The sequence below is a fragment of the Streptomyces aidingensis genome (assembly GCF_900112355.1).
Taxonomy (GTDB): domain Bacteria; phylum Actinomycetota; class Actinomycetes; order Streptomycetales; family Streptomycetaceae; genus Streptomyces; species Streptomyces aidingensis.
The window spans coordinates 1-24,019 of sequence record NZ_FOLM01000025.1 but is presented as its reverse complement, the minus strand read 5'-3'; the positions used below and the strand labels follow the sequence as shown (position 1 = coordinate 24,019).

Genomic DNA, 24,019 nt, shown 5'->3' with positions numbered 1-24,019 from the left:
CCCGGGCGGCGGGGCCCGGGGGCCGTCGGCGGTCGCGGTGGCGAACGGGGTCAGCGGGCGCCGAGCCAGGCGAAGGTCTCCTCCCACACGGGTTCCGAGCCGCTGCGGAAGAAGCCGAAGTGGCCCAGCCCGCGGAGCCCGTGGTCGGCGGGGCGCAGATGGCGGCGCTCCAGGCGGGGATAGGCGGCCATCATGGCGTCGACCGAGCGGGCGGTGCCCCAGGCGTCGTCGTCGATGGAGTAGGCCAGGACGGGGGCGTGGAATGTCCGGTAGCGCTCGACGGGAAGAGTGGCATCGCCCAGCAGATAGCGGGGGTCGCGGCACCAGCGGGACCACTGGAGGGCCACGCCCCCGGGGAGGTCCTGGGCCGAGGAGAAGCGGCTCCAGGGCATGTATCCCAGGGCGCGGGAGAGCAGCGGCAGGGTGACCCGGGTGTGGAAGGCGACCGGGAGGCGCTGGCGGCGGCCCTGGTAACGCCAGTAGCCGCTCTGGGAGGAGACGGTGATCATCCCGTCCACCGCGGCGGTGTTGTCCAGCAGCCCGGCCGCCTGCCCGCCGAAGCTGTGGCCGACCAGGAAGAGGCGCTCGGGACGGAGGGTGCCGGTCACATGGTCGAGCACCCCGGCCATGTCCTTGAGCGCCCAGTCGGCGGCCGTGGCCGGGAAGCCGCGCAGGCCGGTCTCCGGCCGCGAGCCGCCGATTCCCCGGTAGTCGTAGGTGAGGACGGTGTAGCCGCGGTCTGCCAGGGCGGTGGCATAGGCCCGGTAGTAGCCGCGCGGGACGGCGGTGGCCGAGCTGATGACGACGGCGCGGGGGCCGGAGCCGTAGCGGGTGGCGGCGAGCCGGTAGCCGTCCCGGGCGGGTATCCGGATGTCCTGGCGGGCGGAGGTCGCGGTCATGCGGGATGTCCTCGGGGGTGCAGTTCGGCGGCGATACGGCCGGCGAGGCGTTCGCTGACCGTCTTCAGCGGGGCGGTGGAGCGGAGCGCCTTGGCCAGCAGCAGGGCGCCCTCGACGGCCGCGACGATCTCCATGGCCAGGGCGGCCGGATCGGGATGGGCGGGGTTCTCGGCGGCGATGCGGCGGGCGAAGGTGCCGACCAGCAGCTCCATGGCGGCACCGATTTCCCGGCGCACGGTCTCGTGCAGGGCGCCGCTCTCGGCGGCGACGGCGGCCAGCGGGCAGCCGTCGCGGAAGTCGCTGGCCGCCAGGTCCTCGGCGTAGCGGTCGCAGAAGGCGCGTACCGCCGCCCCGGTCGATCCGGCGCGGTCGGCGAAGCGTTCCAGAGCGGCCACCATGCCGGCCGCCGACTGCCGTACCGCCTCGGCGGCGAGCTCGGACTTGCCGCCGGGGAAGTGATGGTAGAGCGAGCCCTTGGGCACGCCGCTGGCGGTGAGGATCTCGGTGAGCCCGGCGCCGTGGAAGCCGCGCTCGCGCAGCAGCGCGGCGGTGGTGGTCACCAGCCGGCCGGGGGTGCTCCCGGGGGCGCTTCCGGGGGATTTCCGTGGCTCCATGTCGGCCTCCACGCCCCAGTAGACCGGTCGGTACAGGGGCTGTCAAGCAGCCCGCGGCCGTCGCGACGGGCGGCCGCCGGGGTCAGCCGGGATCCCGCGGCAGTCCCGGGGAGCCGGCGATCTCCCGCTCGGCGGCCTCGATGACCGCCAGCACGGCCGCCGAGGCCGCCGCGGGGTCGCCGGCCGCCACGGCTTCGACGATGGCGCGGTGGGGTGCCAGCGAGGCCTCGGCCGCGCCGGGGGTCTGGGTGCTGATCAGGAAGCTGTGCTCCAGCGCGATGTCCACCGCACGGCCCAGTGAGCCGAGGAGGCGGTTGCCGCTCGCGTTGAGCAGGGCGCGATGGAAGGCGATGTCGGCCTCGACATAGCCGCCGCGTTCCGGCCGCGCCGCGGCGGCCTCCATGGCCGCCAGGGCGTCGTGCAGGGCGCGCAGCTCGGCCGGTCCGGCCCGGCCGGCGGCGAGCCTGGCGGCCTCGGGCTCGACGATCCGGCGCAGCTCGCCGGTGTCGCGCAGCAGGGCCGCGGGGTCTCCGGCCTGTTTCCAGCGCAGCACGTCGCGGTCCAGATGGTTCCAGTGCTCCGGGGGCAGCACGCGGGTGCCGGTGCGCGGACGCACGGCCAGCATCCCCTTGGCCGCCAGGGCCTTGACCGCCTCCCGCAGCACGCCGCGGCTGACGCCGATGTCGGCGGCGAGCGCCTCCTCGACCGGCAGCGGCTGCCCCGGCTCCCATGCGCCGCCCACGATGCGGCGGCCGAGTTCGTCGACCACGCGCTGATGCATGGTCCGGAAATGCACCACGGCCTTCGCTCACCCCCTGGACACCAATCATCCAATCATTTAATGATTGTCGTCATGGTACCGGCCTGGGTGCCCGCCCGAACGGGCGAGGAGCGGGCGAGGAGCGGGCGAGGAGTATGCAGATGACGGACGCGAACCGGACGGGCCGCCGCAGCCAGGCATGGTTCGGCGCCCAGGGCCGCAGCGGGATGCTGTACCGCTCCTGGATGCGCAACCAGGGATTCGGCCACGAGGTGCTCGACGGCCGCCCCGTCATCGGCATCGCGACCAGCGCCTCGGAACTCGCCCCGTGCAACGCCCATCTGACGCGGGTGGCCGAAGCCGTCAGGCGCGGGGTGTGGCAGGCGGGCGGCTTCCCGCTGGAGTTCCCCACCATGGCCACCGGCGAGACCCTGATGCGTCCCACCGCCATGCTCTACCGCAACCTCATGGCCATGGAGGTCGAGGAGCTGATCCGGGCCAACCCGCTGGACGGTGTCGTGCTGCTGTCCGGCTGCGACAAGACGACGCCCGCCATGCTGATGGGCGCCGCCAGCGTCGACCTGCCCGCGATCATGGTCACCGGCGGGCCGATGCTCAACGGCAAGTACCGGGGCCGGGACGTGGGCTCGGGCACCCAGGTGTGGAAGTTCGAGGAGGACCTGAAGACCGGCCGGATGACGCAGGAGGAGTGCTTCTTCGCCGAGGGCTGCATGGCCCGCTCGGCCGGCCACTGCATGACCATGGGCACCGCTTCGACGATGGCCTGCGTGGCCGAGGCACTCGGCATGCAGCTGCCCGGCTCGGCGGCCTGGCCGGCCGTGGATTCCCGGCGGATGGAGACCGCACAGGCGGCCGGGCAGCGCATCGTGCGGATGGTGGAGGAGGAACTGCGGCCCTCGCGGATCCTGACCCGCCGGGCGTTCGAGAACGCCATCCGGGTCAACGCGGCCATCGGCGGCTCCACCAACGCCATCATCCATCTCACCGCCCTCGCCGGACGCGTCGGTGTCCCCCTGAGCCTGGAGGACTTCGACGCCCAGGCCCGTGCGGTGCCGACCCTGGTCAATCTGATGCCCAGCGGCAGCTATCTGATGGAGGACTTCTGCTACGCGGGCGGGCTGCCCGCGGTCATGGCCGAACTCCTCCGCGGCGGCCTGCTGCACGGCGGGCAGATCACGGTCACCGGGCGCGGCATCGCCGAGAACGTCGCGGACGCCGAGCGGCTCGATCCGGACGTCATCACCGGCCTGGACGCGCCGTTCCAGCCGGCCGGCACCGGCACCGCCGTCCTGCGCGGCAACCTGTGTCCGGACGGCGCGGTGCTCAAGCAGTCCGCCGCCTCGCCGCACCTGCTCACCCACCGCGGACCGGCACGCGTCTTCGACTCCCCCGAGGAATACCACCGGGTCGCCGACGACCCGGAGCTCGATGTCGACGAGAACACCGTGCTGGTCATCCGCAACGCAGGCCCCAAGGGCTACCCCGGCATGCCGGAGGTCTCCAACGTCCCGCTGCCCGCCAGGCTGCTGAAGGCCGGCATCCGGGACATGGTGCGCATCTGCGACGGCCGGATGAGCGGCACCGGGTACGGCACCGTGGTCCTGCACGTGGCGCCCGAGGCCGCCGTCGGCGGGCCCCTCGCCCTGGTGCGGGACGGGGACCCGATCGTCCTCGACGTGCCGCAGCGCACCCTGCGACTGGACGTGGACGAGGCCGAACTGCGGCGCCGCCGGGAGGCATGGCGGGCGCCCGCGGCCCCGCACCGCAGCGGCTATGCCTGGCTCTACACCCAGCACGTCGAACAGGCCGACAAGGGCGCCGACTTCGGCTTCCTGCGGGGCTGCCGCGGGCACGAGGTCCCGCGCGACTCGCACTGAGCCGGCGGCACCGGCGTCACCACCCCTCGAAACCGGGAGAGCAGCACCGTGGAACCGGCAGCACACCGCCCCCGCCCCGTCCTGGCGCCCGGCACCGTCCTTCCGTCGGACGCGGACCGGGCCGCCCTGGTCGCCCGCGTCCACGAGCCGCGGTGGGACGGGCCGTGCGTGGCCGCGGTGCGCGGCGAGCGGGTCGTGGACCTCACCGCCGTCGCGCCCACCGTCTCCGACCTGCTGGAACACGACGACCCGGCCACCGTCGTCCGGGAGGCCCCCGGCGGACACGTCTGGCACCTCGACGAGCTGCTGGAGGCGACCGCCGCCGGCCGCCGGGACGCCCCGCACCTGCTCGCCCCCGTCGACCTCCAGGTGATCAAGGCCGCGGGCGTCACCTTCGCCCGCAGCCTGCTGGAGCGCGTCATCGAGGAGCGCACCGGCGGCGATCCGGCGCAGGCCGCCCGGATACGGGACCGGGTCGGGCAGGTGGTGGGCGGCGCGCTCGACGGCCTCCGCCCCGGCTCGCCGGAGGCCGCCGAGGCCAGGGAACTCCTGGTGGCCGAGGGGCTGTGGTCGCAGTATCTGGAGGTCGGGATCGGGCCGGACCCGGAAATCTTCACCAAGGCCCCGGTGCTGTCCGCGGTCGGCACCGGAGCCGATATCGGGGTGCTGGCCGCCTCGGTGTGGAACAACCCCGAGCCCGAGGCCGTTCTGGTCGTGGACTCGCGCGGCCGGGTGCGCGGCGCGACCCTGGGCAACGACGTCAACCTCAGGGACATCGAGGGGCGCAGCGCGCTGCTGCTGTCCCGCGCCAAGGACAACAACGCCTCCTGCGCGATCGGGCCGTTCGTGCGGCTGCTGGACGACGGCTTCGGCATCGACGACGTGCGCACGCTCGACATCGGCCTGCGGATCGACGGCCCGGACGGCTATGTGCTGCACGGCAGCAGCTCGATGCGCGAGATCAGCCGCGACGTGCTGGACCTGGTGGCGGCCACCCACGGCGCGCACCACCAGTACCCGGACGGTTTCGTGCTGTTCACCGGCACCCTGTTCGCCCCCACCGAGGACCGGCACGCCCCCGGAGCGGGCTTCACCCATGAGCCCGGCGACCTCGTGCGGATCTCCAGCCCCCGGCTCGGCGCCCTGGTCAACACCGTCATCCCCAGCGAACAGGCCGCGCCGTGGTCCTTCGGCGTCCGCGCGCTGATGCGCAGCCTGGCCCGGCGCGGACTGCTGTGAGCCCTCCCGCGGAGCGGCCCCGGGGCGGCTCCGGGGCCGCCCCGGCTGCCCGGCTGACCCGCTGACCCGATCGGCTTGCCGCGGCGGCGCTCCCCGGCCCCAGCACCTAGCCTGACGGCCATGGGACGAATCCCGATGCCGGGGCCGCTGCGCGGGACGGCCCGCGTCTTCCCTCTTCCCCGAGGAGCGTGGTCGGTGTGGCCCGGAACCACCGCCTGATCCTCAGTTCCCGGTCCGAGGTCTGGGACCTGCTCGCCGACGGGCACCGCTACGGCGAGTGGGTGACGGGAACGCGGCGGGTCCTGGCCGTGGACCCGGCCTGGCCCGAGGTGGGCGCCGGCCTGCGGGTCCGGGTCGGCATCGGCCCGCTGACCCTGGACGACACCTGCGTCGTGCGCCTGTGCGAACCCCGCAGCCGGCTGGAGCTGGAAGCACAGGCGCACCCCTTCGGGGCGGCCCGCATCGCCATGAACCTGATCCCCTGGGGCGGGCACACCCTCTTCGTTCTCGACTGGCATCCCCTCCGGGGCCCCGGCACGCGGATGCACGGACTCCCCGTCGACTACGCCGTCCGGATCCGCAACGGCATCATGCTGACGAAGCTGGCCCGGATCGCGGTGCGGGAGCATGCGCGCCCGTCCCCGGCACGGCGGCGGCCCGCCGCACCGGCATGATCTCCACCGGACCGCACCCCGGCGCCGCGGAAGCGAGGCGGCATGCACGATCCTGATCCACCGTTCCGGCCGGTCCGCAAGCGGGACGGCTACCTGCCGCTGGAGGATCTCGGCCTCATCGGCGACGGGACGACCGCCGCGCTGGTCGGCCTGGACGGCTCCATCCCCTGGATGTGCCTGCCCCGGTTCGATTCCGAACCCCTGTTCTGCGGTGTGCTGGATCACGCACGGGGCGGCCATTTCACCCTGGCACCAGAGGAGCTGACCGAGGCCCGCCAGCGCTATGAACCGGACACCGGCGTGCTGACGACCGAGCTGCGCAGCCCCACCGGCCTGGTGCGCATCACCGATGCCCTGGCCCTGCGCTCCGGCGCCGACCTCACCGACGACGCACCGGCCGACCGGGCCGAGCTGGTACGTTCCGCCGTGGTGCTGGCCGGGGAGGTCCGCCTTCGGGCGGAGCTGGAGCCCCGGGGCGGCGCGCGGACGCGGGCATTGTTCAGCGGGCTGGAGGTGCTGCCCGCCCGGCGGCCGGACCTGCGGCTCCACCTGCGGTCCAACCGCCCCCTGACCGGTCTGCGCAGCACCCACGAGCTGCGGCAGGGCGACCGCCTGGAGCTCGTGCTGTCCTGGGGCCGCTTCCATCGTCACCATCGGTACGACACCGCCGCGACGCTGCGGGCGACCGCCGACGCGTGGCGCCGCTGGATGAGCCGTCTCGACTACCGCGGTCCCGAGGAAGCCCTCGTCAGACGCGCCGCGATCACCCTGAAACTGTGCGATGACTGGACCAGCGGCTCGCTGGTCGCGGCACCCACCTCCTCGCTGCCCGCACCCATCGGCGGCGTCCGCAACTGGGACTACCGCTATGCCTGGATCCGCGACGCGGCATTCGCCGTGTTCGCCCTGCGCCGCATCGGCTACCGGGGGGAGGCCGACGCCTTCCTCGGCTGGGTGCTCGACGCCTTCGAGTACGGCGGACGGCCCAGAATCATGTACGGGGTCCGGGGCGATCCGGTGCCCGACGAGACCGAGGACGGCGAACTGGAGGGCTACCGGCGCTCCGCCCCGGTGCGGTGGGGCAACGGCGCGGCCGACCAGCGCCAGCACGACGTCTACGGCGAGATCCTGGACTGTGCCCATCAGTGGCTGCGCGCCGGCGGCGAGATCCAGCCCGCGCTCCGGTCCGGCCTGGCCGGACTCGCCGACGCGGCGGAGCGGACCTGGAACCAGCCGGACCAGGGCATCTGGGAGGTGCGCAGCGAGGGACGGGTGTTCACCTACTCGGCCGCGCTGTGCCAGGTGGCCCTGGACCGGGCCGCCCGGATCGGTGAGCACCTCGGTCTGCCCTGGCCGGTCGCCCGCTGGCGCGACGCGGCCGGCCGGCTGCGCCGGCGCATTCTGGAGCGGTCCTGGGACGAGGCGGCGCAGACCCTCAGCGCACACCTGGACGGCGGCGGCATGCTGGACGCGAGCCTGCTGGCGCTCCCGCTGCGCCATGTCGTGGACGCCGGCCACCCGCGGATGGTGGCCACCGCCGCGGCCATCGCCGAGCGCCTGTCGGCAGGTGACGGACTGCTCCACCGCTATCTGCACACCGAGTCGCCCGACGGCCTGCCCGGCGACGAGGGCGCCTTCGTGCTGTGCAGTTTCTGGCTGGCCGACAACCTGACCGGCCAGGGCCGGATCGAGCAGGCCGAGGAGCTCTACGCCTCGTTGTGCGCCCGGGCGAGCCCGCTGGGCCTGATGTCCGAACAGATCAACCCGTCCACAGGAGAGTTCATGGGCAACTTCCCCCAGGCGTTCAGTCACATCGGGATCATCGCCAGCGGCGTGAACCTCGCCCGGGCCAGGGAGGGCGGGCGGGGATGATCGGCCGGCTTGTCCTCTTCGGCGCGACGGGGGACCTCACCGCGCGCTATCTGCTGCCGGCGCTGGCCGCCCTGCGGTCGGCGGGGCACCTCGGCGACCGGACGCAGCTGACCTGTGCAAGCAGGGAGGACTGGGACGACGGGCAGTACCGGGAGTGGGCCGCCGCCCAGCTCGGCCGGCACGGCGGACACCTTCCGGCCGGGGCCAGGGACGCGGTCGCGGCCTCGGTCCGCTACCTGCGGGCCGATGTCACCGACCCCGCCGACGTGGCCGCCGCCATCGCCGGCGACGGGCCGGTCGCCGTCTACCTCGCCCTGCCCCCGGCGGTCTTCCCCCGCGCGGTCACCTGTCTGCACCAGGCGGGCCTGCCGGCGGGCAGCCGGATCGTGCTGGAGAAGCCGTTCGGCGAGGACCTGGCCGGCGCCCGGGAACTGAACCGGCTGCTCGGCCGTCTGGTGCCGGAGCAGGCCGTGTTCCGGGTCGATCACTTCCTGGCGATGACCACCGTGCAGAACGTGCTCGGCAGCCGGCTGGCCAACCGGATGCTGGAACCGATCTGGAACAGCACCCACATCGCCGAAGTGGAGATCGTCTGGGACGAGACCCTGGCACTGGAGGGCAGGGCCGGCTACTACGACCGTGTCGGGGCGCTGAAGGACATGGTGCAGAACCATCTGCTGCAACTGCTCTGCCTGGTGGCCATGGAACCGCCGATCACCCTCGGCGAGCGCGATCTGCGCGACCGGAAGGTCGATGTCCTGCGGTCCGTACGGACCCTGACCGAGGACGATGTCGTGCGCCGCACGCGCCGCGCCCGCTATCTGCCCGGCCGGATCGGTGACCTGGACATCCCCGGCTACACCGAGGAGGAGGGGGTCAGCCCGCGGCGCCGTACCGAGACCTTCGCGGAGGTGGAACTGGAGCTGGAGAGCTGGCGCTGGGCCGGCACGACGTTCCGGCTCCGCAGCGGCAAGGCGCTGGGCAGGGACCGCAAGGAGGTCGCGGTGCGCTTCCGGTCCGTGCCCCATCTGCCGTTCGGCCACAGCGGGGAAGCCCTGCCCAATGTGCTCCGGTTCCATCTGGAACCCGAAGGGCTGACCCTGGACCTGACGGGCATCGGTGCCCACGCCCACCAGCTCACCGCGCTGTCGCTGACCGCCCGGATGGAACCGCCGGGCCTGCCCGCCTACGGCCGGCTGCTGCTGGACGTGCTGCACGGGGACCCCGCCCTGTCCATCCGCGGCGACGAGGCCGAAGAGGCCTGGCGGGTCCTGGAACCCGTCCTGTCCGGCTGGGCGGCCGGCCTGGTGCCGCTGGAGGAGTACCCGGCCGGCTCAGCGGGCCCGCCCCCGCGGCGGCGGTAGCGGGGGCCGGCGCGGAGCCCCGGGTGCGGCTTCCCCCACCGGCCCGGCGGCCTCCGGATCGTGCTCCGGGATCCGCGGGCCGGTTACCGCGCGGCGGGTGCGGTCTCGTCCTGGGCGGTGGCGATCCTCTTGTTCAGCAGGACGTTGCCGGGGGTGAGGTTCTTGACGCGGTCCACGAAGTCGAGCTGGATCCCGGGGCGGAACAGCAGGCAGTGCGTCGAGCCGCCGTAGTGGAACATGCCCAGCTCCTGTCCTCAGGATCGCGTTCACCGGGAATCCCACGAGCTGTGTCTCGTCGAATGCCGGAGCTGTACGGACCGCCCCGGGACCTGTTCGCCCGGGGCGGTGGCGTGCACTGCATCACGCAGCAGCAGCCCGCACCCGCCTGAGCCGCTCCGCGGCGGGGGCCGGGGAGGAGCCCCGGGTTCCTCCCCGGCCCGCCCGCTGCGCCCAACGGCGGCGGGGCCGTGTGCGGCGGAGGCTACTCCTCGATGACCGCCTCGACCCGGACCACGGACCCGGCCGGAGCCGGCGGGAGCTGGTTGCCCTCCACCCGCCGGCCGTCCACCATCAGGTGCCGCACCCGGCCCCGGACGCCCGCGGCCTTGCGCACGGTGATGTCGTAGGTGATCCCCTGGAACTTCCGGCTGGCGCTGAAGCCCTCCCAGGCGGCCGGCAGCACCGGGTCGATGCGCAGCCCGCCGAAGTCCGGCCGGATGCCGAGGATCCACTGCGTGATGGCCACGTAGTTCCACGCCGCGGTGCCGGTCAGCCAGGAGTTCTTGGCCTCGCCGTGGGTGGGGGCGTCCTTGCCCGCGATCATCTGGGCGTAGACATAGGGCTCGCAGCGGTGCAGTTCGCTGATGTTCTCCCGGGCCGAGGGGTTGATCCGCCGGTAGTAGTCGAAGGCACCGTCCCCGTTGCCCACCATGGCCTCGGCGATCATCAGCCAGGGGTTGGTGTGGCAGAAGACGCCGGCGTTCTCCTTGTAGCCGGGCGGGTACGAGGAGATCTCGCCCAGCTCGACCCGGTAGCGGGAGTAGGCCGGCTGCTGCAGCACGATGCCGTGCTCGGTGGCCAGCCGTTCCCGGACGCTCGCCAGGGCCTGGACAGCCATGCCGTTCTCGACCCCGACGCCGCCGATGATGCACATGCCCTGCGGCTCGATGAAGATCTGGCCCTCGTCGTTCTCGCCCGAGCCGATCACATTGCCGTGGTAGTCGAAGGCCCGCCGGAACCAGGCGCCGTCCCAGCCGTGTTCGGCGATGGTGCCCGCCATCTTCTCGCCCGCGCTGCGGTACTCGGCCGCGTCCGCGGGCCGGTCACAGGCCTCGGCGATGCCCGCCAGCTCCCGGGCGGCGAGCGCGAACAGGCCGGCGATGAACACCGACTCGGCCACCCCGCCGTCCTTGTTCTCGGTGGTCTGGAAGGGCTCCCCGGGGGTCTCCGAGAAGCAGTTGAGGTTCAGGCAGTCGTTCCAGTCGGCCCGGCCGATCAGCGGCAGGCCGTGCGGACCGAGCCGGTCCAGGGTGTACCGGAGCGAGCGCTGGAGGTGTTCGTACAGCGGGGTGGCGGCCGACTCGTCGTTGTCGTACGGCACCTGTTCGTCCAGGATCGACAGGTCGCCGGTCTCCTTGAGGTACGCCGCCACGCCCGTGATCAGCCACAGCGGGTCGTCGTTGAAGCCGGAGCCGATGTCGTTGTTGCCGCGCTTGGTGAGCGGCTGGTACTGGTGGTAGGCGCCGCCGGTGGGCAACTGGGTCGCGGCGATGTCGAGAATCCGCTGCCGGGCCCGTTCGGGCACGATGTGCACAAACCCGAGCAGGTCCTGGTTGGAGTCGCGGAAGCCCATGCCCCGGCCGATGCCGGACTCGAACGACGACGCCGAGCGGCTCATGTTGAACGTCACCATGGACTGGTAGGCGTTCCAGATGTTGACCATGCGGTCGGTGTCGGTGTCCGGGGAGTTCACCTGCATGACCGCCAGCATCGAGTCCCAGGACGCGCGCAGTTCGGCGAATCCCCCGGCCACCGCCTCGGGGGTCAGCCACCGCTCGATCACCGGGCGCACCAGGGTCTTGTTCACGGTCTGCGAGCCCGGCGGGTCGAACTTGGCGTCCCGGGGGTTCTCCCAGTAGCCGAGCAGGAAGATCACCTCACGGGTCTCGCCCGGGGCCAGGGAGAGCCGGACGTGGTGGCTGCCCATGGGCGCCCAGCCGTGCGCTACCGAGTCGAAGGACTGGCCGCGTTCGACGGCGGCCGGGCGGTCCCAGCCCCGGTAGGGGCCGAGGAAGGTGCCGCGCTGGGTGTCGTATCCGGCCAGCGGCTCGGAGCAGGCGAAGTAGGCGAAGTGGTCGCGCCGCTCCCGGTACTCGGTCTTGTGGTAGATGACCCCGTCCACCAGCTCCACCTGGCCGGTGGAGTAGTTGCGCTGGTAGTTGGTGGCGTCGTCCTGGGCGTCCCACAGGCAGAACTCGATGGCCGAGAACAGTGAGAGATCGGCGGCGGCGTCCCGCTCATTGGTCACCCGCACCCGCCAGACCTCCAGGTTCTCGCGGAGCGGGACGAAGTACAGCGTCTCGGAGCGGATGCCGCCGCGTGCGGAGGCGATCGTGGTGTACGACAGGCCGTGCCGGCACTCGTACGCGTCCAGTTCGCTGCGGGTCGGCTGCCAGGACGGCGACCAGAAGTCGCCCGAGCCGTTGTCCCGCAGGTACACATAGCGGCCACCGCTGTCCAGAGGCACATTGTTGTAGCGGTACCGGGTGAGGCGGCGCAGCCGGGCGTCCCGGTAGAAGGAGTAACCGCCTGCGGTGTTCGAGACGATGCCGAAGTACTCCTCGGTGCCCAGGTAGTTGATCCAGGGCAGGGGTGTGTCCGGCTGACCGATCACATACTCGCGTCGCTCGTCGTCGAAGTGGCCGTACCTCATGTGTGTCCTCCAGCACAGTGGGCGGAATGCGGTGGCGAGGAGGGAGGCGGCGAGTTATGGGAGCGCTCCCATCCCGGGGAAGTCATCCTGCCACGTCGCCCGGTCCGGCAAAAGGTGGCCGGACGGCTCTGCCCGAACGGTGCGCTTGTGTGCCGGTGCGGGCGGTTCGGCCGGGATCGGACGGCCTCGCCGCGGGCGGGAGCGGCCGCGCTAACGTGCGCCGCGCTGCGGGCGGGGATGCGGGGGCCGGTGGTGCTCGGTCAGAAGACCGAGCAGCCGGACGAGTTCGTCCTGTTCGCCGGTGGTGAGGGGGGCCAGGAGTTCCCGCTGGGCGTCGGCGATGACTGTGTCCAGGCGCTCCAGGCGGCGCCGGCCGGCGGGGGTGAGGGAGATGACGTTGCGGCGGCGGTCGGCGGGGGCGGGTTCGCGGCGGATGCAGGCGGCGTCGGCGAGCTCGTTGAGGACGGCGACCATGTCGCTGCGGTAGATGCCGGTGCGGCGGCTGAGTTCGGCCTGGCTGGCGGCGCCGGCCTCGGCGAGCGTGACCAGGACGGCGAAGTGCCACTTGTGGGCGTCCTCGGCGGCCAGGCGCTCGCCGACCAGCCGGTCGGCGACGAGTGCGGCCCCGGCGAGCAGACGGCTGGGGATGGTGCGCAGCCGCGCGGGTTCGGGGGTCGGGCTCACGGGCATCCTCCACGGCTATTGCATTAGTGGCACTAACAGTCTACATTCGTTAGTGCCACTAACGTTTAAGAGGAGAAGACCGTGATCAAGCCGTTCCGCATCGACATCCCCCAGGCCGGCCTCGACGACCTGGCCGGCCGTCTGGCCCGCACCCGCTGGCCCAACGAGGTCGCCGACGCCGGGTGGGACTACGGTTTCCCGCTGGCGAGGCTGCGGGAGCTGGCCGAGTACTGGCGCACCGGTTACGACTGGCGTGCGCAGGAGGCCCGGCTCAACGCGCTTCCGCACTTCAGCACCGAGATCGACGGCCAGCGCATCCACTTCCTCCACGTCCGGTGCGCCAGGCCGGACGCGCTCGCGCTGATCCTCACCCACGGCTGGCCCGGTTCGTTCCTGGAGTTCCTCGACGTGATCGAGCCGCTGTCGCGCGACTTCCACCTGGTGATCCCGTCCCTCCCGGGGTACGGCTTCTCCGGCCCGACCCACCGGCGCGGCTGGGACATCGACCACATCGCGCGGGCCTGGGCCGAGCTGATGCGCCGGCTCGGCTACCGGCGCTACGGCGCGCAGGGCGGCGACTTCGGCTCGGGCATCTCCCTGGCGCTCGGCGCGGCGGCCCCCGGACAGGTCGCCGGAGTGCATGTCAACTATCTGCCGACCCGGCCGGACCCGGACGCCGGCGTCGAACTGTCCGCATCGGACGAGGCCCGGCTGGACCGGATCCGCCGGCTGATGGCCAACCGTCCGCCGTACCAGGCCCTTCAGGCCACCACCCCGCAGACCATCGGCTATGCGCTGACCGACTCACCGGTCGGCCAGCTCGCCTGGATCGCCGAGCGCTTCGCGCAGTGGACGGACCCGCGCTCGGCGATCAGCGACGAGCGGCTGCTCACCAATGTCTCGCTGTACTGGCTGACCGCCACCGCGGCGTCCTCGGCACGGCTGCACCGGGAGGCGCCGCGGCGGACCGAGCCGTGCCCGGTGCCGGTGGGCGTGGCGGTGTTCGCGCACGACATCACCCAGCCGGTGCGCCCGCTGGCCGAGCGGCGCTACGACATCAGGCACTGGTCGGAGTTCGAGCGCGGCGGCCACTTCGCCGCCATGGAGGTGCCGGAGCTGCTCGCCGAGGACATCCGGGACTTCTTCCTCGCCCTCGGGCAGGGCCGGGCGCGGGCGGCCGGCCGCGGGGCAACGGCACACTGACCGCGGGCCGAGGCGCAATCCGTTGCCGGGACCCCCGGCGCGGGAACGGAGATCGCCGCGACCGGGCCGCCGGACGGCCGGATCAGTGGCCGCGCGGCGCGTACATGATCACCGCCATGCCGGCCAGGCAGACCGCGGCGCCGATGATGTCGAAGCGGTCGGGGCGGTAGCCGTCGGCGATCATGCCCCAGGCCAGGGAGCCGGCCACAAAGATCCCGCCGTAGGCGGCGAGGACGCGGCCGAAGTTGTCGTCGGTCTGGAAGGTGGCCACCACCCCGTACAGGCCCAGGGCGATGGCGCCGGCGCCGATCCAGAGCAGGCCGCGGTGTTCGCGGATGCCCTGCCAGACCAGCCAGGCGCCGCCGATCTCGAACAGGGCGGCGACGACGAACAGGGCGGCGGATCGGGCGATGGTCATACCGGCCGACCCTACCGACGGCCCGTTTCCGCGCCGCGGGCCCCCCACGGCCGGCGGCCCGGCCGTTCACCGGACCGTCTCCCGGCCGCCCGGGCCGGGGGCGCGGCAGGCGCAGCCCGGCGCGCACCCGCACGCGTCCCCCGGTGCGGTCTCCGCCCCGGCGGAACGGGGCGCGGGCACGGCGCAGCAGGCCTCCCCGCGCCAGGCGTCGCGGCCCTCCTTCGCCGCGACCGCGGCGATGACCAGGGCGGCGACGGGGTCGGCCCATGACCAGCCGAGTGCGGCATTGGCCACCAGGCCCACCAGCAGCACGGCGGAGAGGTAGCTGCACAGCAGGGTCTGCCGGGAGTCCGCCACCGCCGAGGCGGATCCCAGTTCCCGGCCCGCCCGGCGCTGCGCGTAGGAGAGGAACGGCATGACCGCCAGTGACAGGGCGGCCAGCACGATGCCGGGGACGGAGGCCCCGGCTTCCCCGGGGCCGGCCAGCGCGCGTGCGGCGTCGGCCGTGACATAGGCGGCGAGCGCGAAGAACGAGACCGCGATGATCCGCAGGGCTCTCCGCTCCCGGGCCTGGCGCACGGCGTGCTCGGTGGCCGAGAACTGCCAGGCGACCGCCGCGGCGGAGGAGACCTCCACCACCGAGTCCAGGCCGAAGCCGATCAGCGCGCCGGAGGAGGCGAGGGTGCCGGCGGTCAGCGCCACGGCCGCCTCGACGACGTTGTAGCCGATGGTCGCCGCGACCAGCAGCCGTATCCGGCGGGCCAGCACCGCGCGCCGCTCGGGGACCGGGCCGGGCCGGAGCGGCACGGGCGTGTCCGCCATCAGCAGCAGCCCTTCTCGCCGGCATCCGGGCAGCTGCGGTCGGTCTCGACGGCGACCACGGCGGTGCGCAGATCGTCCAGCGCGTGCCCGAGGCGGGGGTCGGCGAGTTCGTAGCGGGAGCGCCGCCCCACCGGGACGGCCACCACCAGCCCGCAGTCCCGCAGGCAGGCCAGGTGGTTCGACAGCCGGGTACGGGAGATGCCCAGTGCCCCGGCCAGATCGGCCGGGTGCGCCGGGGCCGCGCGCAGCGCGAGCAGGATGCGGCAGCGGATCGGATCGGCCAGCGCCCGGCCGAACCGCGCCAGCACCTCGATGTCGGAAGCAACAGTCAGCACCCGGCCCACACTAGTACATGGATTCGTGAATTCATAGTTCACTGAACCCAGGGCTCCGCGAGCGGGCGGCGGCCCCGCCCCGCGCAATCTCAGAGCCTTCTGAGTTCGCACCGCTACCGTCCGGCCCATGGTGCGCGATTACCTGATCATCGGGGCCGGACCGGCCGGACTTCAGCTTGCGGCTCTGCTGCAACGCGACGGACGCGACTACGTCGTCCTGGAGCGGGGGAGCGGACCGGGGACGTTCTTCGCCACGTATCCCAGACACCGGCAGTTGATCTCGATCAACAAGGTGAACACCGGATACACCGACCCGGAACTCAACCTCCGCATGGACTGGAACTCGCTGCTCAGCGACGACCCGCGGCTGCTGTTCACCCGGTACAGCGAGGACTACTTCCCCCGCGCCGACGACCTGGTGCGCTATCTGGCCGACTTCGCCGGCCGGACCGGCGTCCGCGCCGAGTACGGCACGGAGGCCGTCCGCATCTCCCGCGCGGACGGCGTCTTCACGGTCCTGGACCACACCGGACGGACCTGGGCGGCCCGCCGGCTCATCATGGCGACCGGCGTCTCCCGGCTCCGGGTGCCGCCCATACCCGGCATCGAACTCGCCGAACGCTACGACGACTTCGACCCCGACCCGGCGTCCTTCACCAACCAGCGGGTGCTGATCCTCGGCAAGGGCAACTCCGCCTTCGAGACCGCCGACGCCCTGCTGCCGAAGGCCGCGGTCATCCATGTCGCCGGTCCGCACTCGCTCAAGATGGCCTGGAAGACCCACTTCGTCGGGCATCTGCGCGCGGTCAACAACAACTTCCTGGACACCTACCAGCTCAAGTCGCAGAACGCCGTGCTGGACGGCACCGTGGAGAACATCGCCAGGACCGAAGGCGGCCGGTTCCGGGTGATGTTCCGCTATGCCCGGACCACGGAACGGCTCCGCGAACTGCACTACGACCGGATCATCGTGTGCACCGGCTTCCGCTTCGACGCCGGCGTCTTCGACGAGACCGCCCGCCCCGCGCTCGTCATCGACGACCGGTTCCCCGAGCAGACCCCGGCCTACGAGTCGGTCAACGTGCCCGGCCTGTACTTCGCCGGCACGCTCACCCAGCAGCGCGACTTCAAGCAGTCCACCAGCGGCTTCATCCACGGCTTCCGCTACGGTGCGCGCGCCCTGCACCGCATCCTCGGCGCCCGCTACCACAATGCCCCCTGGCCGGCCCGGCGGCTCCCCGCGGCACCGGAGGCGATCGCCGACGCCATCGTCGCCCGCGTCAACCGCTCCTCCGGGCTCTGGCAGCAGTTCGGGGTCCTCGGCGACGTGGTCGCGGTGGACGGCGACCGGGCCGTCTACCAGGAGGAGGTGCCGCTCGGCCATGTCACCGGCGGCGGGCTCGGCCCCGCCGCGCACCGGTTCGTGGCGGACCTGGAGTACGGGCCGCACCACGACCATGTCGACCCGTTCGACGTCACCGTGGCGCGGGTGGCCGAGAACGACGCCGAGCACGCCATGGACTCCACCTACCTCCACCCCGTGGTGCGCCACTACCGCGACGGCGTCCTCGACGGCACCCATCATCTGGCGGAGAACCTGGAGAACGACTGGGACATCCCGGAGGTGCACCAGCAGCCGCTCACCGCGTTCGTCAAGGCCTGTCTTGGCTGAGCAGTTCCCCGGCGGCGTACTGGACCTGCTGGACGCGGCCGGGGACCGCCCCGTGTTCGAGCACGCCGGCCGGACCGTCTCCGGAGCGGGGCTGCTGGCCCGCATACGGCGGGCGGCCGGCGCCCTGCGCAAGCAGGGAGTCGGGCCCGGCGACGGAGTCGCCATGCTGCTGGGCGTCAGCCCCGACGCGTTCGCCGCCGTCATCGCGGCCCATGTCCTGGGCGCCCGGGTCACCGGAGTGCGGCCGGGCCTGACCGGGCGACAGCGGGACCACCTGCTGGCGGAGGCCACCTGCACGGTCACCGACGGGGCCGGCGGCCCGGGCGCCGGGACCGCCGGCCGCCCCGTCCTCCCCCTCGGCCGCCTGCTGTCGGCGGCCGACGACGGCGTCCGGCCGCGGGTCATGGCCCGGCCGGGCGACATCGCCCGGCTGCTGCACACCAGCGGCAGCACCGGCGTCCCCAAGGCATGCGCCCAGACCTACGCGGCGATGACCGCCGCCTGGACGCTCCGGCCGGACCACTGGCCGCCCGCCGTCCGCGCCCTGGCCGCCCGCCTGGACCGGTTCCTGGTGTTCGGCACCCTGGCCAGCCAGGTGGTGATGGAGTACGGGCTGCTCGCGCTCGCCGCCGGCGGCACCCTCGTCACCGCCGCCCCGCCCCTCTTCCCCGACGCCCTGGTGCGGCACCGGGCGACCGCCAGCGTCATCACCGTGGCCCGGCTGACCCAACTGGTGGCACAGCAGCGGGCGTCACCCGCGGACCTCGGCGGTCTGCGCGCGCTGATGGTGTCCGGCTCACCGCTGACCCCGGGACGGGCGCGGGAGGCCGCCGAGGTGCTCGGGCCGGTCGTCTTCCACGGCTACGGCCAGACCGAGACCGGCATGATCTCCATGGCCACCCCCGAGGACCCGCCCGGCTCGCTGGGCGTCCCGCCCGTCGGCCTGGAGGTCCGGGACCCCTCAGGCCGCCCCGTCCCGCCCGGCACCGACGGCGAACTGTTCGTCCGGACCCCCTCGCAGAGCGCCGGCTACTGGCGGGAACCCGCCCTCACCGCCGAGGTGTTCGCCGACGGCTGGGTGCGCACCCGCGACCTCGGCCACCTCGATGCCCAGAGCCGGCTGTGGCTCACCGGGCGGACCCGCGACGTGATCATCGTCGACGCCCAGGTGTACTACGCCGGCCCCGTCGAGCGGCTGCTGGCCACGCACCCCGATGTGGCCGAGGCCCATGTCGTCGCCGTGCCCGACGACCGCACCGGGGAGGCCGTCCACGCGTTCGTCGTGCCCGCCGCCGGCCGCATACCGGACCTCGGCGAGCTGCGCGCCCTGGTGGCGGCGGAGCTCGGCGAGGCGTGCGCGCCGACCCGGCTCACCCCGGTCGCCCAGGTGCCCCTGACCCCCGCCGGAAAGCCCGACAAGCGGCGGCTGGCGGCCGGGGGATGACCGGTCCGTCCGGCGGGATTTCAGAACGCTCTGAGAATGGCCGCCTAGGTTCCCCGATGTGCTCACCACCACGGACACCGTCTCGCTCACCGGCCCCCTGGACTCCGCCGCCCTGCGCCGTGCGGCGGCCCCGCTCACCGTCACCGTGGACGCGGAGGTCCGCGCGCGCGTGGACCTCGGCCGCCGCCTCTTCGGCGCCCTGCGCAGCGGCGACGGCGGCACCGCGCCCCGGATCTACGGCGCCACCACGGGCTTCGGCGCGCTCGCCGGATACGCCGGCCGCTCCGACGAGGCCGACCAGTGCGACAACACCCTGGCGCATCTCGGCGCCGGCCAGGGCCCCGACCTGCCGCACGAGATCACCCGCGCCGCCCTGCTGCTGCGCACCCGGTCCCTCGCCCAGGGCCGCTCCGGTGTGTCCGCCGAGGTCGTGGAACGGCTCGCCGCGATGTTCGCCACCACGTTCTCACCGGCCGTCCCGCGCTACGGCTCCGTCGGCGCGAGCGGCGACCTGATCCCGCTGGCCTACGCCACCCAGGCGCTGCGCGGCCGGGGACACGCCTACCTGGACGGGCGCCGGATGCCGGCCGCCGAGGCGCTGCCCGCCGCCGGGCTGCGCCCGCTCGCCCTGGACGGCCGCGACGCGCTCGCCCTGGTCAACGGCACCTCCGTCACCACCGCGGCCCTGGCCCTGGCCCGCGACGCGGTCCGCGCCGCCCACCGCTCGCTCACCGCGCTCACCTGCCTCCTGGCCGACCTGCTCGGATGCGATGCCGGCTTCCTGGACGAGGACCTGCTGCACGCCTTCGGCCACACCGGCGCCCTGGCCATCGGCGCGGACATGCGCCGGACCCTCGCCGGCACCACGCCCACCGGCACCCGGCCGCTCCAGGAGCCCTACAGCATCCGCTGCTCCCCGCAGCTGCTCGGTGCGGCGGAGGACGCGCTGCGCTACATCGACGGGGTGGTCGCGGCCGACCTCGGCGGCATCAGCGACAATCCGCTGTTCTTCCCCGGCGGCCCGGAGCAGGAGCGGGCCGGAGCGGGCGGAGCGGCCGGAGCGGCGGGGAAGGCGGTGCACGGCGGGAACTTCTTCGGGCAGCCGGCCGCGTTCGCCGCCGATCTGCTCGCCTCCGTCACCGCCCAGCTCGGCAACCTCGCCGAACGCCAGCTCGACCTCCTGGTGGACCCGGCGCGCAACGGGGGACTGCCGCCCATGCTGGCCACCACGCCGGGCATCCAGCACGGCCTGCAAGGCGTGCAACTGGCCACCACCGCGCTGGTCGCGGAGCTGCGCCGCGCCGCGACACCGGCCGCCATGCAGAGCCTGCCGACGAACCTGCACAACCAGGACGTCATCCCCTTCGGCACCCAGGCGGCCCTGCGCTGCCACGACATGGCGGAACTGCTCGGCCTGCTGTGCGGCTCGCTGGCGCTCGGCCTGCGCCAGGCCGTCCACGTCGGCGCCCGCCGCCCCACCGCGCCCCGGTGCGGGGAACTCCTGGACGCCCTCGCCGACGCGATCCCCCCGGTCGAGCCGGACCGCCCCCTGGACGCGGATGTCCGCGCCGCGGCCCGGCTGCTGCTCACCCGCGACCTGCCCTGACCCGGCGGGCCGGTGCCGCGGCGGGCGCGGGCGAACACTCCGGGAGCCGGATGGCGAACCGGGCGCCGCGCCCCGGCCGGCCGGCGGCGACGACCGTGCCGCCGTGGTGGGTGACGACCTCGCGCAGCAGCGCCAGTCCCAGTCCGTACCGGCCGCCGTGGCCGCCCCGGTGGAACCGCTCGAACAGCCGTTCCGTCTCGGCGGGGTCGAAGCCCGGCCCGGTGTCCGTGACCGTCAGCTCCGCCCCGCCGCCGCGGCGCAGCAGGGTCACCTGTATCCGGCCGCCCGCCGGGGTGTGGCTGATCGCGTTGGACAGCAGCTCACCGACCGCGCGGCGCAGCGCGGACTCGATGCCGTCGACGAACAGGGGGTGCGGCGGTGAGTCCACGGTGACGGTGAGACGGCCGTCCCGCGTCCGGTCCGACTCCCCGGCGACCACCGACCGGGCCAGCGCCACCAGGTCGACCGGCCGGCGTTCCGCCGGCCGCGCCGGACCCGCCGCGAGGGCGGCGGACAGCAGCAGGTCGTCGAGCACCTCGCCGAGCCGGCCGGCCGAATCGACCAGCCGGGCCAGCCCTTCGCGGTGCGCGGCCGGCAGCTCCCCGGCGGCGGCCTGCCGCGACAGCATCTGGGCCCGGGTGTACACATGGGTGACCGGGGTGCGCAGCTCATGGCTGGCGTCGGTGACGAACCGCCGCTGCCGGGCCAGCGCCTCGGCGAGCGGGGACACGGCCAGGCGCCCGAGGACGGCCCCGGTGACGGCCGCGATCAGCAGCCCGGCCACCTCGGCGACCCCGAGCGCGAACCACATATGAGTGCGGTCGGCGAGCTGGAAACGCATGTCGAACACCGCCTGCACCACGTTTCCGTCCGCCCTGGCCTGCGTGCGCACCAGATAGACCGTGCGGTCGCGCCGCACCGTGCGCTCCACGGCTTCCCCGGTCCGGCGCACCCGTTCCAGGTCGGCGCGCACCGGGAAACCGGCCGGGAGGTCCGCGTGCGGGGTCGCGCCGGGCGCGTACAGCCGGGTGCACACCGGCGGGCTCGACAGGTCGCCGTGCGCCGCGTTGTGGCGCAGCTCCCGCCACATCTGTTCGCTCTGCGCATGCCTCATCACCAGGTCCGCCACCCCGCCGACGGCCGTGACCAGCAGCGTGATCATCACGCCGGTGATGACGGCGATCCGCCGGCGTGCCCGGCGCACCGCCGCCCGCTCCGCGGACGCCGACGAGCTCACAACGCCCCCAGGCGGTAGCCGAGTCCGCGGACCGTGCGCACCACCTGCCGGCCGAGTTTGCGGCGCAGATAGTAGACATAGGTGTCGACGATGGACGAGGCGGGCGTCTCGTGGAACACCAGCCGGCGCAGCTCCGCCCGGGAGTACACGGTGCCGGGGCGGGAGGCGAGCACCCACAGCAGCGCGAACTCCCGCGCCGCGAGGGCGATCCGTTCCCCGCCGGCCAGCTCGACCTCGCGCGGCCCGACGTGCAGGTGGCCCGAGCCGATCCGCAGCACATCGGCGACGTCGAGCGACCGTCGGCACAACGCCCGTAATCGGGCGCTGAGTTCGTCGAGCTCGAAGGGCTTGGCCAGATAGTCGTCGGCGCCGGCGTCCAGGCCGTCGACCCGGTCGTGCACGGTGCCCATCGCGGTCAGCAGCAGCACCGGAGTGCGGACCGCACGCGACCGCAGCCGGCCCAGCAGGTCGAGACCGTCCAGCACCGGGAGCCGCCGGTCGACGACGAGCACGTCGTACCGCCTGGTGAGGCCGAGATGCATGCCCCGCTGGCCATCGGTCGCGACATCGACCGCGTAGCCCTCGTCGCGCAGCACCCCGGAGAGCATGGTGACCAGCTCCCGGTCGTCCTCCACCAGCAGCAGCCGCCAGGGATCCCGCGCACGCCCCTCGGGCATCTGTGTCATCGCCTCACTCCTCCCGTCCCCGGCGTCACCCGCCACCGTCTTTGTTTAATAGGAAACGTTCCGGGGCGGGAGGGTGCTGTCAAACCACGGTTCGATCAGCGAGACCGCGCGGGCGCCAGGCGAGCACCGGGGTTGCTGTGCGCGCTAACAGATAGCGGCCCGCGCTCACACCCGACCCCTGCCCGGCTGACGTGGCATCAGGCGGTTCACCGGCCGGGCGCGGGCGTTGAATATTTTCGGTGGATGTTCGAAAGTTTTTTGTGTTACCGATAACAACAGGCTTGTTGGGGCGCTGACCGCCAAGCTACGTTACGGTCGTCGCTCCCCGGCGCCGGCCGGGTGCTGCCGTGGCGGGCAAGGGGGAGCCGGGCGTGCGAAATGTCATGTCCATGTCGATCGACTCCAGGCTGAGGGAGACGCCGGCCGCACCGGAGCGAGCAGCCCGCGCGGACACCGCGGAGAGCCGTGGCGACGGCCGGTGCCCCTGGTGCGAAGAAGGAGGACTACATGTCGATATATCAGCCAGAGAAGGGCTTATCACATGGTGAGCAGTAGGCTCCGCCTGGTGCCGGTCGTTGCCGCGGCGCTGCTGACACTGGCCACCGGCGGCCCGGCGATGGGCAGCGGTCCCGGGAGCGACACCCGGTCCACCGAGGCCGGCACGTATGCGGCGACCCCCGGCTGCGGCCGGACCCCGGCCCTGCGGGACGGCACACACACCATCCAGAGCGGCGGACGGAACCGCAGCTTCATCCTGGACATCCCCGACACCTACGACAACACCCACCCGCACCGCCTGGTCTTCGGATTCCACTGGTGGGGCGCCACCGCGAGCGATGTCGCCACGGGCCAGACGGTGGAGCGGGGCACCTGGGCCTACTACGGCCTGCAGCGCCTGGCCGGCGACAGCACGATCTTCGTCGCACCCCAGGGCATCGACAACGCATGGGCCAACTCCGGCGGCCAGGACGTCACCTTCGTCGACGACATGATCGCGATGATCGAGCAGGATCTGTGCGTCGAGACCACGCAGCGTTTCGCCCTGGGCTTCAGCTACGGCGGCTCCATGAGCCATGCGCTCGCCTGCGCCCGGCCCGACGTCTTCCGCGCCGTGGCGGCCTATGGCGCACCCGGGCAGGTCAGCGGATGCAGCGGAGGCACGCAGCCGGTGGCCTACTTCGGGGCGCACGGCATCCGGGACAACGTCGCCGGCATCGCCAGCGGCAGATCGCTGCGCGACAGGTTCGTCGGCAACAACGGATGCACCCCGCAGAACGCCCCGGAGCCGGCCCAGGGCAGCCTGACCCACATCACCACCGCCTACTCGGGGTGCCGGGACGGATATCCGGTGGTGTGGGCCGCCTTCGACGAGGGGCATATCGCCGCGCCACAGGACGGAGCGGCCGGCGACAGCGGCTCCCGCACCTGGCTTCCGGGCGCGACCTGGGACTTCTTCACCCAGTTCGGCGGCGGGCCCGATCCCGGCGGTGACACCGAGGCGCCGTCGGTGCCGGGGGTGCCGGTGGTCTCGGGGGTGACGGCTTCCTCGGTGACGCTTCAGTGGGCGGCTGCCACCGACAATGTGGGGGTCAGCGGCTATGAGGTGGTCCGCGTGGACGGCGGCGGTGAGAGCGCGGTGGCCTCCTCCGCGGTGAACCGG

21 protein-coding genes are annotated in these 24,019 nt (G+C 73.3%); 10 read left to right on the top strand and 11 right to left on the bottom strand.

From position 1 onward, the window contains the following. Nucleotides 1-50 precede the first annotated feature (50 nt). The 3 genes from BM242_RS26880 to BM242_RS26870 form a co-directional block, all read right to left on the bottom strand. Complete coding sequence (locus BM242_RS26880; protein ID WP_093841548.1) at nucleotides 51-899, bottom strand: alpha/beta hydrolase family protein; 849 nt, start codon at nucleotides 897-899, stop codon at nucleotides 51-53. Beyond that, nucleotides 896-1,513, bottom strand: a complete 618-nt coding sequence (locus BM242_RS26875) for a TetR/AcrR family transcriptional regulator (RefSeq protein ID WP_139238465.1) — start codon at nucleotides 1,511-1,513, stop codon at nucleotides 896-898. Before BM242_RS26875 ends, BM242_RS26880 begins: the two co-directional genes overlap by 4 nt. A gap of 82 nt (nucleotides 1,514-1,595) precedes the next feature. Next, entirely contained in the window at nucleotides 1,596-2,294 is a 699-nt protein-coding gene (locus BM242_RS26870; RefSeq protein WP_093841570.1) for a FadR/GntR family transcriptional regulator, read from the bottom strand. Between the two features lie 140 nt (nucleotides 2,295-2,434). Here BM242_RS26870 and BM242_RS26865 point away from each other — a divergent pair, with 140 nt between their 5' ends. The 5 genes from BM242_RS26865 (at nucleotide 2,435) to BM242_RS26845 (ending at nucleotide 9,320) form a co-directional block, all read left to right on the top strand. Next, a complete protein-coding gene (locus BM242_RS26865) occupies nucleotides 2,435-4,171 on the top strand; it encodes an IlvD/Edd family dehydratase (protein WP_093841569.1) in 1,737 nt (578 codons plus the stop codon). A gap of 48 nt (nucleotides 4,172-4,219) precedes the next feature. Then, on the top strand, nucleotides 4,220-5,410 hold the full coding sequence (locus BM242_RS26860) for a fumarylacetoacetate hydrolase family protein (protein ID WP_093841546.1): 1,191 nt from the start codon (nucleotides 4,220-4,222) through the stop codon (nucleotides 5,408-5,410). Between the two features lie 197 nt (nucleotides 5,411-5,607). Next, entirely contained in the window at nucleotides 5,608-6,084 is a 477-nt protein-coding gene (locus BM242_RS26855) for an SRPBCC family protein (protein ID WP_093841568.1), read from the top strand. Nucleotides 6,085-6,126: 42 nt separating this feature from the next. Beyond that, on the top strand, nucleotides 6,127-7,956 hold the full coding sequence (locus tag BM242_RS26850; RefSeq protein WP_093841545.1) for a glycoside hydrolase family 15 protein: 1,830 nt from the start codon (nucleotides 6,127-6,129) through the stop codon (nucleotides 7,954-7,956). After that, nucleotides 7,953-9,320, top strand: coding sequence for a glucose-6-phosphate dehydrogenase (locus BM242_RS26845; protein ID WP_093841544.1), 1,368 nt, complete (start codon nucleotides 7,953-7,955; stop codon nucleotides 9,318-9,320). The genes BM242_RS26850 and BM242_RS26845 overlap by 4 nt, the downstream gene beginning before the upstream one ends. An 83-nt stretch (nucleotides 9,321-9,403) precedes the next feature. Here the strand turns inward: BM242_RS26845 and BM242_RS29715 are convergent, their stop codons facing one another. The 3 genes from BM242_RS29715 to BM242_RS26835 all read right to left on the bottom strand — a co-directional run bounded on the left by BM242_RS29715 (nucleotide 9,404) and on the right by BM242_RS26835 (nucleotide 12,942). After that, on the bottom strand, nucleotides 9,404-9,559 hold the full coding sequence (locus BM242_RS29715; RefSeq protein WP_175541600.1) for a hypothetical protein: 156 nt from the start codon (nucleotides 9,557-9,559) through the stop codon (nucleotides 9,404-9,406). 242 nt (nucleotides 9,560-9,801) lie between these two features. After that, the gene (locus tag BM242_RS26840) at nucleotides 9,802-12,252 is read right to left on the bottom strand and encodes a glycoside hydrolase family 94 protein (RefSeq protein WP_093841543.1); all 2,451 of its coding nucleotides are present in this window, start codon (nucleotides 12,250-12,252) and stop codon (nucleotides 9,802-9,804) included. Between the two features lie 210 nt (nucleotides 12,253-12,462). Beyond that, nucleotides 12,463-12,942: a MarR family winged helix-turn-helix transcriptional regulator gene (locus BM242_RS26835; RefSeq protein ID WP_093841542.1), complete on the bottom strand. Its 480-nt coding sequence runs from the start codon at nucleotides 12,940-12,942 to the stop codon at nucleotides 12,463-12,465. Nucleotides 12,943-13,017: 75 nt separating this feature from the next. On the opposite strand from BM242_RS26835, the gene BM242_RS26830 reads away from it, so the two are divergent. After that, entirely contained in the window at nucleotides 13,018-14,139 is a 1,122-nt protein-coding gene (locus BM242_RS26830; protein ID WP_093841541.1) for an epoxide hydrolase family protein, read from the top strand. 82 nt (nucleotides 14,140-14,221) lie between these two features. Here the strand turns inward: BM242_RS26830 and BM242_RS26825 are convergent, their stop codons facing one another. The 3 genes from BM242_RS26825 to BM242_RS26815 all read right to left on the bottom strand — a co-directional run bounded on the left by BM242_RS26825 (nucleotide 14,222) and on the right by BM242_RS26815 (nucleotide 15,714). Continuing rightward, nucleotides 14,222-14,557 carry a YnfA family protein gene (locus BM242_RS26825; RefSeq protein WP_093841540.1) on the bottom strand — a complete coding sequence of 112 codons (336 nt, stop codon included), beginning with the start codon at nucleotides 14,555-14,557 and terminating at the stop codon, nucleotides 14,222-14,224. A gap of 66 nt (nucleotides 14,558-14,623) precedes the next feature. After that, nucleotides 14,624-15,379 (bottom strand): cation efflux transmembrane domain-containing protein, encoded by a 756-nt coding sequence (locus BM242_RS26820; protein ID WP_175541599.1) that lies wholly within the window; start codon nucleotides 15,377-15,379, stop codon nucleotides 14,624-14,626. Then, complete coding sequence (locus tag BM242_RS26815) at nucleotides 15,379-15,714, bottom strand: ArsR/SmtB family transcription factor (RefSeq protein ID WP_093841567.1); 336 nt, start codon at nucleotides 15,712-15,714, stop codon at nucleotides 15,379-15,381. Before BM242_RS26815 ends, BM242_RS26820 begins: the two co-directional genes overlap by 1 nt. A gap of 127 nt (nucleotides 15,715-15,841) precedes the next feature. Here BM242_RS26815 and BM242_RS26810 point away from each other — a divergent pair, with 127 nt between their 5' ends. Genes BM242_RS26810 through BM242_RS26800 form a run of 3 tightly spaced genes read left to right on the top strand, consistent with a single transcriptional unit; the run spans nucleotide 15,842 to nucleotide 20,436 of the window. Next, nucleotides 15,842-17,386, top strand: a complete 1,545-nt coding sequence (locus BM242_RS26810) for an NAD(P)-binding domain-containing protein (protein ID WP_093841538.1) — start codon at nucleotides 15,842-15,844, stop codon at nucleotides 17,384-17,386. After that, nucleotides 17,379-18,830: a class I adenylate-forming enzyme family protein gene (locus tag BM242_RS26805; protein ID WP_093841537.1), complete on the top strand. Its 1,452-nt coding sequence runs from the start codon at nucleotides 17,379-17,381 to the stop codon at nucleotides 18,828-18,830. The genes BM242_RS26810 and BM242_RS26805 overlap by 8 nt, the downstream gene beginning before the upstream one ends. A 58-nt stretch (nucleotides 18,831-18,888) precedes the next feature. Further along, complete coding sequence (locus BM242_RS26800; RefSeq protein ID WP_093841536.1) at nucleotides 18,889-20,436, top strand: aromatic amino acid ammonia-lyase; 1,548 nt, start codon at nucleotides 18,889-18,891, stop codon at nucleotides 20,434-20,436. Here the strand turns inward: BM242_RS26800 and BM242_RS26795 are convergent. Both BM242_RS26795 and BM242_RS26790 read right to left on the bottom strand, forming a co-directional pair. Beyond that, the gene (locus tag BM242_RS26795) at nucleotides 20,417-21,640 is read right to left on the bottom strand and encodes a sensor histidine kinase (RefSeq protein WP_107365188.1); all 1,224 of its coding nucleotides are present in this window, start codon (nucleotides 21,638-21,640) and stop codon (nucleotides 20,417-20,419) included. The genes BM242_RS26800 and BM242_RS26795 overlap by 20 nt on opposite strands. 29 nt (nucleotides 21,641-21,669) lie before the next feature. Further along, the gene (locus BM242_RS26790) at nucleotides 21,670-22,359 is read right to left on the bottom strand and encodes a response regulator transcription factor (protein ID WP_281254723.1); all 690 of its coding nucleotides are present in this window, start codon (nucleotides 22,357-22,359) and stop codon (nucleotides 21,670-21,672) included. 565 nt (nucleotides 22,360-22,924) lie between these two features. Between BM242_RS26790 and BM242_RS26785 the strand changes: the two genes are divergently transcribed. Continuing rightward, a partial coding sequence (locus BM242_RS26785) for a CE1 family esterase (RefSeq protein ID WP_175541598.1) occupies nucleotides 22,925-24,019 on the top strand: 1,095 nt, incomplete at its 3' end.

Excerpts from the sequence above, each read along its gene's own strand:
- BM242_RS26880 (WP_093841548.1), bottom strand. The coding sequence starts at position 899 with ATGACCGCGACCTCCGCCCGCCAGGACATCCGGATACCCGCCCGGGAC.
- BM242_RS26790 (WP_281254723.1), bottom strand. The coding sequence starts at position 22,359 with ATGACACAGATGCCCGAGGGGCGTGCGCGGGATCCCTGGCGGCTGCTG.
- BM242_RS26865 (WP_093841569.1), top strand. The coding sequence starts at position 2,435 with ATGACGGACGCGAACCGGACGGGCCGCCGCAGCCAGGCATGGTTCGGC.
- BM242_RS26850 (WP_093841545.1), top strand. The coding sequence starts at position 6,127 with ATGCACGATCCTGATCCACCGTTCCGGCCGGTCCGCAAGCGGGACGGC.
- BM242_RS26875 (WP_139238465.1), bottom strand. The coding sequence starts at position 1,513 with ATGGAGCCACGGAAATCCCCCGGAAGCGCCCCCGGGAGCACCCCCGGC.
- BM242_RS26835 (WP_093841542.1), bottom strand. The coding sequence starts at position 12,942 with ATGCCCGTGAGCCCGACCCCCGAACCCGCGCGGCTGCGCACCATCCCC.
- BM242_RS26870 (WP_093841570.1), bottom strand. The coding sequence starts at position 2,294 with ATGCATCAGCGCGTGGTCGACGAACTCGGCCGCCGCATCGTGGGCGGC.
- BM242_RS26825 (WP_093841540.1), bottom strand. The coding sequence starts at position 14,557 with ATGACCATCGCCCGATCCGCCGCCCTGTTCGTCGTCGCCGCCCTGTTC.
- BM242_RS26840 (WP_093841543.1), bottom strand. The coding sequence starts at position 12,252 with ATGAGGTACGGCCACTTCGACGACGAGCGACGCGAGTATGTGATCGGT.
- BM242_RS26845 (WP_093841544.1), top strand. The coding sequence starts at position 7,953 with ATGATCGGCCGGCTTGTCCTCTTCGGCGCGACGGGGGACCTCACCGCG.
- BM242_RS26820 (WP_175541599.1), bottom strand. The coding sequence starts at position 15,379 with ATGGCGGACACGCCCGTGCCGCTCCGGCCCGGCCCGGTCCCCGAGCGG.
- BM242_RS26810 (WP_093841538.1), top strand. The coding sequence starts at position 15,842 with ATGGTGCGCGATTACCTGATCATCGGGGCCGGACCGGCCGGACTTCAG.
- BM242_RS29715 (WP_175541600.1), bottom strand. The coding sequence starts at position 9,559 with ATGTTCCACTACGGCGGCTCGACGCACTGCCTGCTGTTCCGCCCCGGG.